11 protein-coding genes are annotated in these 12,141 nt (G+C 73.1%); 5 read left to right on the top strand and 6 right to left on the bottom strand.

Annotated elements, in window-relative coordinates; genetic code table 11:
• The first annotated feature begins 187 nt into the window (after window positions 1–187).
• Window positions 188–1,381: a cytochrome P450 family protein gene (locus ACZ7GJ_RS10625; RefSeq protein ID WP_470750799.1), complete on the top strand. Its 1,194-nt coding sequence runs from the start codon at window positions 188–190 to the stop codon at window positions 1,379–1,381.
• 337 nt (window positions 1,382–1,718) lie between these two features.
• Here ACZ7GJ_RS10625 and ACZ7GJ_RS10630 read toward each other — a convergent pair whose 3' ends face one another.
• On the bottom strand, window positions 1,719–2,342 hold the full coding sequence (locus ACZ7GJ_RS10630; RefSeq protein WP_470750801.1) for a response regulator transcription factor: 624 nt from the start codon (window positions 2,340–2,342) through the stop codon (window positions 1,719–1,721).
• Entirely contained in the window at window positions 2,339–3,424 is a 1,086-nt protein-coding gene (locus tag ACZ7GJ_RS10635; RefSeq protein WP_470750803.1) for a sensor histidine kinase, read from the bottom strand. Before ACZ7GJ_RS10635 ends, ACZ7GJ_RS10630 begins: the two co-directional genes overlap by 4 nt.
• 214 nt (window positions 3,425–3,638) lie before the next feature.
• On the opposite strand from ACZ7GJ_RS10635, the gene ACZ7GJ_RS10640 reads away from it, so the two are divergent.
• The gene (locus ACZ7GJ_RS10640; RefSeq protein WP_470750804.1) at window positions 3,639–4,955 is read left to right on the top strand and encodes a tannase/feruloyl esterase family alpha/beta hydrolase; all 1,317 of its coding nucleotides are present in this window, start codon (window positions 3,639–3,641) and stop codon (window positions 4,953–4,955) included.
• On the opposite strand, the gene ACZ7GJ_RS10645 is transcribed toward ACZ7GJ_RS10640, so the two are convergent.
• Complete coding sequence (locus ACZ7GJ_RS10645) at window positions 4,922–5,716, bottom strand: maleate cis-trans isomerase family protein (RefSeq protein ID WP_470750805.1); 795 nt, start codon at window positions 5,714–5,716, stop codon at window positions 4,922–4,924. The two genes, ACZ7GJ_RS10640 and ACZ7GJ_RS10645, sit on opposite strands and share 34 nt — an antisense overlap.
• Before the next feature lie 205 nt (window positions 5,717–5,921).
• Between ACZ7GJ_RS10645 and ACZ7GJ_RS10650 the strand changes: the two genes are divergently transcribed.
• From ACZ7GJ_RS10650 to ACZ7GJ_RS10660, 3 genes are all read left to right on the top strand, one after another.
• Window positions 5,922–7,568 carry an AMP-binding protein gene (locus tag ACZ7GJ_RS10650; protein ID WP_470750806.1) on the top strand — a complete coding sequence of 549 codons (1,647 nt, stop codon included), beginning with the start codon at window positions 5,922–5,924 and terminating at the stop codon, window positions 7,566–7,568.
• 72 nt (window positions 7,569–7,640) lie between these two features.
• Window positions 7,641–8,420 (top strand): alpha/beta fold hydrolase, encoded by a 780-nt coding sequence (locus ACZ7GJ_RS10655; RefSeq protein WP_470750807.1) that lies wholly within the window; start codon window positions 7,641–7,643, stop codon window positions 8,418–8,420.
• 103 nt (window positions 8,421–8,523) lie between these two features.
• Window positions 8,524–9,504, top strand: coding sequence for an endonuclease/exonuclease/phosphatase family protein (locus tag ACZ7GJ_RS10660; RefSeq protein WP_470751054.1), 981 nt, complete (start codon window positions 8,524–8,526; stop codon window positions 9,502–9,504).
• Window positions 9,505–9,521: 17 nt separating this feature from the next.
• Here ACZ7GJ_RS10660 and ACZ7GJ_RS10665 read toward each other — a convergent pair whose 3' ends face one another.
• From ACZ7GJ_RS10665 to ACZ7GJ_RS10675, 3 genes are read right to left on the bottom strand one after another with little or no spacing between them, the layout of a single operon-like run.
• The gene (locus ACZ7GJ_RS10665) at window positions 9,522–10,238 is read right to left on the bottom strand and encodes an SDR family oxidoreductase (protein WP_470750808.1); all 717 of its coding nucleotides are present in this window, start codon (window positions 10,236–10,238) and stop codon (window positions 9,522–9,524) included.
• A complete protein-coding gene (locus ACZ7GJ_RS10670; RefSeq protein WP_470750809.1) occupies window positions 10,235–10,642 on the bottom strand; it encodes a 5-carboxymethyl-2-hydroxymuconate Delta-isomerase in 408 nt (135 codons plus the stop codon). Before ACZ7GJ_RS10670 ends, ACZ7GJ_RS10665 begins: the two co-directional genes overlap by 4 nt.
• A gap of 11 nt (window positions 10,643–10,653) precedes the next feature.
• A complete protein-coding gene (locus ACZ7GJ_RS10675; RefSeq protein ID WP_470750811.1) occupies window positions 10,654–12,129 on the bottom strand; it encodes an MFS transporter in 1,476 nt (491 codons plus the stop codon).
• Window positions 12,130–12,141 lie beyond the last annotated feature (12 nt).

Genomic DNA, 12,141 nt, shown 5'->3' on the forward strand with positions numbered 1-12,141 from the left:
AGACTGGTGCGCGCTGTGCCGGTGGAAGGAGGCGGGTGTGCAGCACGGTCCCGCGGTACGCCGGCGCAAGCTCGGCGAGGAGCTGCGTGCACTGCTCAACGACCGCTCGCCGGGGTGGTTACGGCCCCCGCGCGAGTGTCCGGAAATCACCACGTGCCGGGGCGAGGGGCGCACGTACTGTGGACCGATGCCCGTAGTCGACATCAGCGCCAGCGCCGAGGACTTCAACGCCGATCCCTACCCGTTCTACGCCAGGCTGCGCGAGGCCGGGCCGGTCCACGAGGTCATCGCCTCGGCGGCCGAGTTCGAACCGAGCTGGCTCGTCGTCGGCCACGAAGCGGCCCGTCAGGCCCTCAACCACCCGGCCCTGTCGAAGGACTGGGCCGGCTCCGGCCGGTTCCCGGAGGCGCTGGCCACCGCGGCGAACTCCAACATGCTGGAGTCGGACCCGCCGCACCACACCCGGCTGCGGCGCCTGGTCGCCCGGGAGTTCACCTCCCGCCGGATGGAGGCCATGCGCCCCCGGATCCAGCAGATCACCGACGAACTGCTCGACGCGATGGCCGCGCGGCCGGAGCGCAGCGCCGACCTGATCAAGTCGCTCGCGTTCCCCCTGCCCATGACCGTGATCTGCGAACTGCTCGGCGTCCCCGACCTGGACCGCGAGCGCTTCCGCTACTGGTCCAACGAGGTCGTCGCGCCCACCCCCGGCGGCCTGGACAACAGCGCGCACCAGCAGCTCAGTTCCTATCTCGCCGAGCTCGTCGAAGCCAAGGCCAAGGCTCCCGGCGAGGACCTGCTCAGCGCGCTGATCCGCACGCGTGACGAGGACGGTGACTCCCTGTCCCCGGACGAGTTGATCGGCATGGCCTTCCTGCTGCTGGTCGCGGGGCACGAGACCACCGTCAACCTCATATCCAACGGTGTACGGGCCCTGCTGGCCCACCCCGGACAGCTCGCGGAGCTGCGCGGCGACCTCGACGGCCTCCTGGACGGGGCGGTCGAGGAGATGCTCCGCTACGACGGCCCCGTGCAGAACTCCACCTTCCGCTTCGCCCGCGAGGACCTGGAGATCGCCGGCACCGCCATCCCGGCCGGAGCCACCGTGCTCGTCTCGCTGGCCGGGGCCGACCGCGACCCCGCCCGCTTCGCGGACGCCGACACCTTCGACATCCACCGCGCGCCCCAGGGCCACCTGGCTTTCGGCCACGGGCTGCACTTCTGCATCGGCGCCCCGCTGGCCCGGATGGAGGGTCGTATCGCGCTCAGGGGCCTGCTGGAGCGGTTCCCGGACCTGGCCGACGACCCCGCCGGCGGCCCGCCGCTGTGGCTGCCCGGCAGTCTGATGCGAGGGGTGAGCCGGCTCCCGGTGCGCTGGTAGGCCGGCCGTCAGACACCCCCTAGTGCCGTGACCGGCAAGGTCCACCGGGTCGCGGCCCCCGGCCGGCAGTGGTGGGCGGGGGGCGGTGACCGCGCGGTCGGGACAGGACCTGGCCGCCGGACGTCTCCGCTCACCGCGGGCGCCGTGCCGGTCCCGGTCCATCACGGTGCTGGAGGCCCAGGACCTCACCGCCCGACGCCACCTTCGTGTGGTGGTACTGCGCACTCCTCCCCGACAAGCCGGGCGACCACGTGCCAGGACGATGGCCGAGTGCTCGGGCCGCGAGATCCTCGCGATGTGGTGTTCACCGTCGAGTACACCGTGCACCGGAGGGGACTCAGATGAGGCCGTTGTCCCGGGCGTAGAGGGCGGCCTGGGTCCGGTCGCGCAGCCCCAGCCGGCTCAGGACCCGGGAGATGTGGTTCTTGACGGTGCCTTCGCTGAGGTAGAGGCGGGAGGCGATCTCCTTGTTCGTGGCGCCCCCCGAGATCAGCCGCAGGACCTCGGTCTCGCGGGGCGTGAGCGCGTCGGGGGCCGGCAGCCCGGCCGCCAGCCCCGCGAGGACCGTCTGGTCGAACTGGGCGATCCCGGCGTGCGCCAGCCGCACGGCCCGGGCGAGTTCGGCGGCCGGCAGGTTCTTCAGCAGGTAGCCGACCGCACCCGCCTTCAGGGCCCGGCTGACGTACTCGTCGTCGTTGAAGGTCGTCAGCATCACGATCTTGCACTCCGGCAGCCGGCGGCGCAGCAGAGCCGTCGCCGAGACACCGTCGAGCCCGGGCATGCGGATGTCCATCAGCACCACGTCGGGCCGGCAGGCGGGCGCCTCCTCGGCGGCCTGTGCGCCGTCGCAGGCACTGCCCGCCACCTCGATGCCCGGCTGGATGCCCAGCAGCGCCGCGATGCCCTCCCGGACGAGGTCCTGGTCGTCGACCACATAGACCCGTACGCTCCGCCCGGTCACCAGGGCACCCCCACCGTCAGTACGGTGCCCCGCTCCGAACTGCGGATGTCCACGGTCCCGTCGGCCAGCCGCACGCGCTCCCGCAGGCCCGCGATCCCGAAGCCCTCCTCGGCTCCGCCGAAACCGCGGCCGTTGTCCGCCACGCGCAGCCGCGCGCCCTGCTCGTCGTACGAGACCGCCACGTCGATCTCGGTGGCGCCGGAGTGCCGGCAGGCGTTGGTGAGGCCCTCCTGGACCGCCCGGTAGAGCACCAGCAGCGGCCTGCGCTCGGTGCCCGACACCGCGAGGGAGATGCGCCGCTCCCCGCCGTCGAGGTGGTGGACGAGGTCGGCGAGGGCCCGGTCCAGGCCGATCGCCCCGGACTCCGCACCGGGCCCCAAGGTGTGCACGGAGGCCCGTACTTCGTCCAGCGCGCGCCCCGCGGACCAGCGGGCGCTGGAGAGCGCCTTCGCGGAACCGGCCGGATCGATCGAGGAGAACGCCTCCGCCGTCTCCAACTGGATCCCGATCGCCGTCAGATGGTGACCGAGGCTGTCGTGGATCTCCCGGGCCAGCCGGTTGCGCTCGCGGGCCGCGGAGAGCTCGGCGACCTGGCCCAAGGTGCCCTCCAGCCGGGTGCGGGCCCGCTGTTCGCGGACGGCCACCGCCGCCATGGCGAGCGCCAGCACCACGCCGAGGGAGAACATCAGCAGGTCCGAGATGTACTCGGCGCGCAGCTGCCACTGCGGAACCCACAGGGTGAGCGCCCCCGCCAGCAGGACCACGCAGCCGGCGCCCAGGGCGATGCCCGCGGCGGGGCCGAAGGCGAAGTACCCCAGGAACGGGACGAGTACGAACAGCACCCGCGACAGCCCGGAGACGTCCAGGGCCGCCACCGCGCACAGCAGCACCGCCCTGGCGGCGAACACCGCGTACGGATGGATCCGCCACTCGCGGGCGTCCAGGACGGTCAACACTGCGAGCAGGCAGGCGAATCCGGCCGTCCGCCAGGCGAGTCCCGGCCCGATCGCGGCGTAGTAGACACCGCCCGCCAGTACCGAGCCGTACAGGACGGCGGGTATCCAGGGCACCGGCCGCGTCATCGGGCCTCCTCAAGGGGCGGGCGCACGTTCGTCTCCCGTGCAGCCTACGGGGGCGGGCGCCGGGATCCGGGGCCTGCCGGCAGACCGGGGCGAAGGATTGGCCAGAGGTCATGTGCCCGGTGGCCGGCGGGATCCTGGCCATCTCTCACTTACCCGCGGTGACCTGCGGTTCCTAGGTTCATCAGGGTCACAGCCCCCACCGAGAGGAGACCTCATGCTCCGCAGTGCTGCCCTCGCCACCCTGCTGGTCGCGACCACCCTGGCGGTCCCCGCGGCGGCCCGGCCGGGCGCCCCGCCCGCCGTACGGGTGCCCGGCGCCGAGTACGCGGTCAGCGCCCGCCTCGCCGATCTGACCACGACGGGCACCGAGGCCACCGGGCACACCGACCGCAAGGACTGGGACGGCCTGGAGGCCCCCGGAACCCGGACCCCGTCCGGGGTCCCCGGCGTCCAGATCGACGGCTACTTCCCCGACACCTCCACCACCAACACCAACCACGGCTGGAACCACGACAGCCAGTTCGTCATCCGGCTGCCCGACCACTGGAACGGCGGCCTCGTCGTGGCGGGCCCGCCCTCGGTCCGCGAGCAGTACGCCAACGACCGGATCATCAGCGACCAGGTGCTCGCCAAGGGCTACGCCTACGCCGCCACCGACAAGGGCAACACCGGCCCCGAGCTCTACGAGGACGGGCGGCGCCCCGGCGACGCGATCATGGAATGGCACCGCCGGATGACCGAACTCACCGTCGCCGCCAAGAAGGTGGCGGACCGGCACTACGGCCGCGCGCCGCGGACCACCTACGCGGCCGGACTGTCCGCCGGCGGCTACCTCGTGCGCTGGCAGCTGGAGCACCATCCCTCGCTCTACACCGGCGGCCTCGACTGGAACGCGCTCGTCTTCACCAAGGAGGGCGGCCTGCTCGCCACGCTGCCGCCGGCCCTGCGCGCCTACCCCCGCTACGCGAAGGACCGTGACCCGGTCGCCCACGCGCAGATGCTCGCGGCCGGCTATCCCGCGGGATCGGAGAAGCTCTGGGCCGCCCACCACGAGCGCCAGTGGGACTTCCTCCAGCGGGTGGTCCGCGAGGAGCTCGACCCCGGCTACGACGGGGCCGTCGAGGCGGGCACCCCGCTGTGCCCGGAGGGCACGGGCGCCGGGTGCGACACCGACTACGACTTCGCCTCGCGCCCGCCGGAGGTGCACCGGGCCGTCGAGCGGGTCGCGTTGACCGGCCGGATCAAGCGCCCGCTGATCAGCATCCAGGGCACCCTCGACGCCCTGACCCCGCCGTCCACCTTCGGTGACGTCTACGACCGCATGGTCACCGGCGCCGGGCGCGCGCGGCTGCACCGCTACGTACTCGTGCCCGGCGGCACGCACGTCGACGGGCTGGTCCCCTACGACGCGGAGAGGCTGCGGCCCATGCTGCCCTCCTTCGTCTCGGCCTTCGCCGAGCTGGAGGCCTGGACGGCGAAGGGCCCGCGCACCGGGGGTCAACCGGTGGGCAGCGAGAACAGCCGTCCGTAGCCCGTGATGTCGCCCGTGTGCGTGCCGGCCGCGTTGAGCGCCGCCCACAACAGCACCTGGTTCGCGGTGAACACGGGCCGGCCGAGCGTGGCCTCAAGGGCCTCGATCACCCCGACCGCCCGCAGTCCGTTGCCGCCGATGACCACGGCCTCGGCCCGGTCGGGGACGTGGCCCGCCACCCAGCCGTGCAGATCGACCGGCCTGATGCGGGCCTGGTCGCTGGGCAGGGCGCACGGGGCGGAGAAGCACACCTCGAAGCCCGCCGCCTCGTAGTAGGCCCGGCCGAGGCCGTTCAGCGCCGCGTCGAACCAGGGCGGATCGACCAGGCAGACGCGGGCGGCGCCCGCCGCGCGCAGGGCGCCGACGGTCGCGGCGCACGTGGCGACCACCGGCAGCCCGTGCGCGCGGGCGCTCAGCCGGGCGAGCATCTCCGCCTCGCCCTGTGCGCCGATCACGTAGGCGGAGCTGGTGAACGCGTACGCGATCGCCGCGAGGGGGGCCGCGGCCAACCGCCCGGCGGCCTCGTCGACATGGGGCGGCGCCGCGAAGTCCCGTACCGGGGCGAGCGGGATCGCCGGATCCATCGCACCGCCCCGCCGCATGGCGCCGAAGGGCACGCGCGCGGCGTGCAGGCCGACGTCGGCCGGTGCCATCGCGCGCAGTTCGGACTCCGGCCCCACGTCCCCGTGCGGTGTGAGCACGCCGAGCCGGACCCGCACGTCCCAGCCGTCGGGCCGCCAGCCCGTCGCGGGCCCGGTCATCCGGCGCACCGGGGTGCCGAGAGGTTTCGAGTCATACGGGCACTATGTCCGCACCCGCGGGCCATCCCGCGGGACACCACTCCGCGCGGCACCCCGTCCGGGGGACGCCGCCTTCACCCGTCTGCCGCGCCAGACGCCCCCTGGTCCTGGAACCGGGGGGCGGGGATCATGGGAGGGCCGGTCCACTTCGTCCAGGGAGTCCGTGTTGTCTTCTGCCGCGTCGTCCTCTGCCTCGTCGAGCCACGCGTCCGGGGCCTGTGAAGTCCCGCTGCTGGAGGAGACCATCGGGGAGAACCTGGACCGCACCGTACGCCGCTTCCCGGGCCGCGACGCCCTCGTCGACATGGCCGCAGGACGCCGCTGGACGTACGCGGAGCTGGGTGCCGACGTCGACGCACTGGCTCTCGGGCTGCTCGGCCTCGGCATCCGCAAGGGCGACCGGGTCGGGATCTGGGCCCCCAACCGCGCCGAGTGGATGCTGGTCCAGTACGCCACCGCCAGGATCGGGGCGATCCTGGTGACCGTGAACCCCGCGTACCGCTCGCACGAGCTGGAGTACGTGCTCCGGCAGTCAGGGGTCCGGCTCCTGGTCGCGGCCGACCGCTTCAAGACCTCCGACTACGCCGCCATGATCGAGGAGGTCCGCCCGCGCTGCCCGGAGCTGGAGTTCACCGTCCTGCTGGACGGACCCCGGTGGACCGCTCTGCTGGACCGGGGGCGAGACGCAGATCCCGCCGAACTCGTCAGGGCTCAGGTGGAGTTGAGCCCGTACGACCCGGTCAATATCCAGTACACCTCGGGGACCACCGGCTTCCCCAAGGGGGCGACACTGTCGCACCACAACATCCTCAACAACGGTTTCTTCGTCGGTGAGTTGTGCCACTACACCGAGCAGGACCGCGTCTGCGTGCCGGTGCCCTTCTACCACTGCTTCGGCATGGTGATGGGAAACCTGGCCTGCACCAGCCACGGCGCGGCGGTGATCATCCCGGCGCCGTCGTTCGATCCGGCGGCCACCCTCGCCGCGGTCGAGGCGGAGTCCTGCACCTCCCTCTACGGGGTGCCGACCATGTTCATCGCCGAACTGGCCGATCCGGGCTTCGACGCGTACGACCTGTCCAGCCTGCGCACCGGGATCATGGCGGGCTCGCCCTGCCCGGTCGAGGTGATGAAGGAGGTCATCGACCGCATGGGCATGCGCGAGGTGTCCATCTGCTACGGCATGACCGAGACCTCACCCGTGTCCACGCAGACGCGCGCCGACGACACGGTCGAGCGCCGGGTGTCGACCGTGGGCCGGGTCGGCCCGCACCTGGAGGTGAAGGTCGCCGACCCGCGGACCGGGCGGACCCTGCCCCGCGGAGAACCGGGCGAGCTGTGCACGCGCGGCTACTCCGTCATGCTCGGCTACTGGGGCCGGCCGCAGGAGACCGCCGAAGCCGTGGACGCGGAGCGCTGGATGCACACCGGCGACCTGGCGGTCATGGACGACGAGGGCTACCTGAGCGTCACCGGACGGATCAAGGACATGGTCATCCGGGGCGGGGAGAACCTCTACCCGCGCGAGATCGAGGAGTTCCTCCACGCTCACCCGGACGTACTGGACGTCCAGGTCATCGGCGTACCCGATGCCAAGTACGGGGAGGAGCTGATGGCCTGGGTGCGGATGCGCGAGGGCGCGCGGCCGCTGACCGCGGCCGCCGTGCGCGCCTACTGCACGGGCCGGCTCGCCCACTACAAGATCCCGCGCTACGTCCACGTCGTCGAGGAGTTCCCGATGACCGTCACCGGGAAGATCCGCAAGATCGAGATGCGCGAGATGGCGATCCGGCTGCTGGAGTCCTCCTCGTAGGGCGGTGGAGCGGCGGCCGGTTGGCCCGTGGGCGGCTGGCGCGCCGGGGCGCCCGTCGGCCAGGCTCGGACCATGGAACTCATGGTGGCCGTCAAGGACGGCGAAGTGTGGGCGGACGACTCGGGCGGCGCCGGGCAGCCGATCGTACTGCTGCATCCGGGCGTCGGCGACTCGACGGTCTGGGACCCGATCCTGCCGGCGCTCGCGGCGCGGCACCGGGTGATCCGCTACGACGTACGGGGCTTCGGCCGCTCCCCGGCGCCCACTGCGAGCTACTCGCTGGTCGAGGACCTGCGGGCGGTGCTCGACCACTTCGAACTCGACCGGGCGGCGGTGCTGGTCGGCTCCAGCATGGGCGGCGCCACGGCGATCAGCCTCGCCCTGGATTCGCCCGGGCGCGTCGCGGGGCTCGGCCTGTTCTGTCCCGGTGTCACCGGCTACGCCGGGCTGGAAGTGCCGGAGCTGTTCGCCGCGATCGGGGAACTGGCCAAGGCCGGTGACGTGGACGGCCTGGTCGCGCTCGGCCGGCGCACGTGGGGCAACGCCGGCGTCGGCGACGACCCCCAGGTCGACGCCCAGCTGCGCTCCGCGATCCCCGGCTGGTTCGCCAACCAGCCCCACCAGGTGGAGGACGCGCCCGCCTTCGACCGGCTCGGCGAACTGGACGTCCCGTGCGTTCTCGCCCTCGGCGAGCAGGACCAGCCCGAGGCGGTCCGGTGCAACGAGGACATGGCCGCGCGGATCCCGGACTGCCGGCTCGTACGGATCGCCGCCAGCGACCACTACCCGGCGCTGCGCGAACCGCAGACCGTGGCCGCCCTGGTCCTGGAGCTGTGCGAGGGCATCGGCTGATCCCCTCCGCCCGGGGGCCCAACCGTGCGGCGGAACCGGAGGGGGACGGCCGTGCGTCGTCCACCGGACGGATCCGAGCGGAGGTGGGCGGGCAGTGGAACAGGTGGAAGGGGCCGCGCCGGCGCCGGCGCAGACCCGTACGGCGCCGGCGGAGCCCCGGTGGCTGTCGCCGCGGCGGGGGCGCGTGCTCGGGGCGCTCGCCGCGCTCGTGGCCTGCCTGCTCGTCCTCCACCGGGCCGTGCCCGATGTCGCCGGCCGGCCGGGCAGCCTGCTGGAGACGTTCCTGCCGTGGCTGGGCCTGAGCGTCCCGGTCCTGTTGGGCATGGCCCTGCTGCGCCGCTCGGCCCTGGCGCTGTGCGCGCTGCTGCTGCCGGTCACCGCGTGGCTGGTCCTCTTCGGCGGCCTGCTGCTGCCCGCGCACGGCCGGGCCCACGACCTGGTCGCGGTCCAGCACAACGTCAGCGACGAGAACCCCGATCCGGCCGGTACCGCACGGGCGTTGGGGAAGGTCCGCGCCGACCTCATCGCCCTGGAGGAGCTGACCCCGGCCGTCCTGGCGCCCATCGAGGCGGCCCTGGCCGCGGACTACCCGCACCACGCGGTGCACGGCACCGTCGGGCTCTGGTCGAAGTACCCGCTGGCGGACGTGCGGCCGGTGGACATCCGGCCGACCGGGGTGGGGGAGGACTGGAACCGAGGTCTGCGGGCGACCGCGAGCACGCGGCGGGGGGACCTCGCCGTGTACGTCGCGCACCTGCCCTCGGTCCGGATCGGCCCGTCAGGGTTGCGCTCCGCGCGCCGGGACGAGAGCGCCGAGCTGCTCGGCGCCGCCATCGCCGCCGAGCCGGTGGACGGGGTCGTCCTGCTGGGCGACCTCAACAGCACGGTGGACGACCGCGGTCTGGATCCGGTCGCCCACCGGCTCAAGACCGGGGGAACGGGGTTCGCGTTCAGCTGGCCCGCGGCGTTCCCCGTGGCCAGGATCGACCAGATCATGACCCGGTCGGCGGCCGTCACGGAGCTCTGGTCGCTGCCCCCCACGGGCAGCGACCACCTGCCCATCGCCGCCCGCATCCGGCTCTGAGCCGCCGTCGTAGGGGGTCAGGCGATGGAGCCGCCGCCGTCGACGAAGAGGGTCGTGCCCGTCATGTAGGCGTTGTCCGCGACCATCGCGATCGCGGCCGCCACGTCCTGCGGCTCTCCCACCCGGTTCACGGGCAGGCGCTGGGCCGCCGCCTCGTACATCGCCGCGCGACCCTCCGCCGGCAGCGCGTCCCACAGGGGCGTGCGCAGCAGCCCGGGCGATACGGCGTTGACGCGGATCGGGGCCAGTTCCAGGGCGAGCCCGCGGACCAGGGCCTCCAGGGCGGCGTTGATCGCGCTCTGCAGCGCCGAGGCCTTGCCGGGGCGTACGGAGAGGTACCCCGCGACGAAGGTGAGGGAGCCCGCCGGGTCCACGGAGACGGCGCGCGCGAGCCGGTAGGCACCCCAGAACTTGCTGTCCATCGCCGCGTACGCGTCCTCCAGCGGCAGGGTGTCCACGCGGCCCATCGGCGTCTCGGCCGCCGAGACGACCACGTGGTCGAAGGTGCCGGCGGCCTTGGTGAAGGCGGCGATGCCTTCGGCGTCGCGCAGGTCGAGCACCTGCCCGTCGGCCGTCGGGCCGAGGATCTGGACCGCGCGGCGCACCTTGTCCTCGGTGCGGGAGACGACGGTGACGTCGGCCCCGCGGGCCGCGAACTCACCGGCGGCCGCCAGTCCCACCCCGGAGGTGCCGCCTGCGACGAGGACGCGTCGGCCCTGGAATCCTGTGGTCATGCTGCGCCTCCTGCGGCGTGTTCGGTGGTGTCGGCGAGGTCCGCCGAGCGGGTACGGGCGTAGCTCGGCCGGTCGAGCTCGGTGATCTGGACGGACACGTCGCAGTCCGTCTCGGCGAGGGTGTGGCGGAAGTGCTCGCGCAGGACCGCCAGCGCGGTCTCGCTCACGACGGTGCGCAGCTCTGGGGACTTGCCGGCGAAGGTGCGGATGTCGAGGTTCACGAAGGCCTGTTCACGGCTTCCGTCGCCGATGAAGTACACCTGCGCCCGCGTGGCACGGCTCTTGAAGTCCTGGAGGCGGAACCCGCCGGCCTCGGCGAGCGCGGTGTGCAGTTCGGTGAACAGCGCCGCCGGGTCGGGGGTCTCCCGTACGTTGCCGGAGTATTCGAGTACGAGGTGGGGCATGCGGTGGCTCCTTACGCGTTCTCGGTGGCAGGGGCGGCGGCCTTCGCCGGGCGCGCGGCCGCGGCCTTGGCGGTGGCGCCGGCGGCGCGGCGTACACCGGTGGCGCTGAGGACGGCGGCCGCGGCGAGGGCGACGGCGGCCAGGACCAGGGCGGCCCGCAGACCGGACAGGAAGGCGTCGCCGGGCGTGGCGGCGCCCACGAGGATCCCCATGACGGCGACGCCGATCAGCCCGCCGATCTGGCGCGAGGCGTTCAGCACGCCCGAGGCGATGCCCGCGTTGCCCGGGTCGACCGCGGAGAGCATGGCGTTGGTCATGGCCGGGACGACCAGGCCGATGCCGGCGCCCGCGACCAGGAACTGGGCGACCAGGGCCGGGTAGGAGGCGGAGCCGACGGCCGGCAGCATGGTGAGGTAGCCGACGGCGGCCAGGGTGCTGCCGCTGATCAGCACGGTCCGCGAGCCGAAGCGCTTCACCAGGGGCCCGCAGGCCAGGTTCGCGATCATGATGGTGGCGGTCATGGGCAGGAAGGCGAGTCCGGCGACGATGGGCGAGTAGTCCCAGGCCTTCTGGAAGAAGAGGCTGTAGACGAAGATCAGGCCGTAGAAGGAGAAGTTCACCAGCACGCCGATCAGCGAGGTCGCGGTGAACGCGCCCCGGCCGAACAGCGACAGCGGCAGCATGGGGTCCGAGCTGCGCCGCTCCACCAGGATGAAGCCCGCCAGCGCCAGGACGAACACCACCAGGCAGGCGACGACGAGCGGCGCGCCCCAGCCCAGCCCGTTGGCCTCGATGACGGCGGCGGTCAGCGCGCCGAGGGTCACGATCGCGAGGAGCTGTCCCGGTACGTCGAAGGAACGCGCGGGCCGGCCGGCCGGGGCGGCGGCGCTGCGGGGGGCGCTGGTCTGCGTCAGCCAGACGCCGGCCGCGGCGATGGGCACGTTCACGAAGAAGATCGAGCGCCAGCCGAACTGGGAGATGAGCACGCCGCCGACCACGGGACCGAGCGCGAGGGCCAGTCCGCCGGACGCGGCCCACAGGCTCACGGCGCGGGTGCGCTCAGCGGGGTCGGGGAAGGCCTTGTTCACGATGGAGAGCGAGGACGGCACGATCATCGCGGCGCCCACCCCCTGGAGGATCCGGGCGATGACCAGCGCCACCAGGCTGTCGGCGGCGCCGCAGGCGAAGGAGGTGACGGCGAACAGGGCGAAGCCCACCTGGAAGATCCGCTTGGGGTCGAAGCGGTCTCCCATCGCGCCCGCGGTCAGCAGGAACGCGGCGAAGGTGAGGGTGTAGCCGTTGATCACCCACTCCAGGCCGGAGAGGCTGCCGCCGAAGTCCTCGCTGAGGGCGTCCGTCGCCACGTTGACGACGCTGACGTCGAGGATGACGACGACGAAGCCGAGGCAGGCCGCGAGCAGGGTCAACTGCCGCTTGAGGCCGGAGCTCTTGGCGTCGGAGTGTTCCGGGTTGTGAGGTTCAGACATGAATCGTCCTCG

The sequence above is a fragment of the Streptomyces sp. NPDC037242 genome (genome assembly GCF_055604165.1).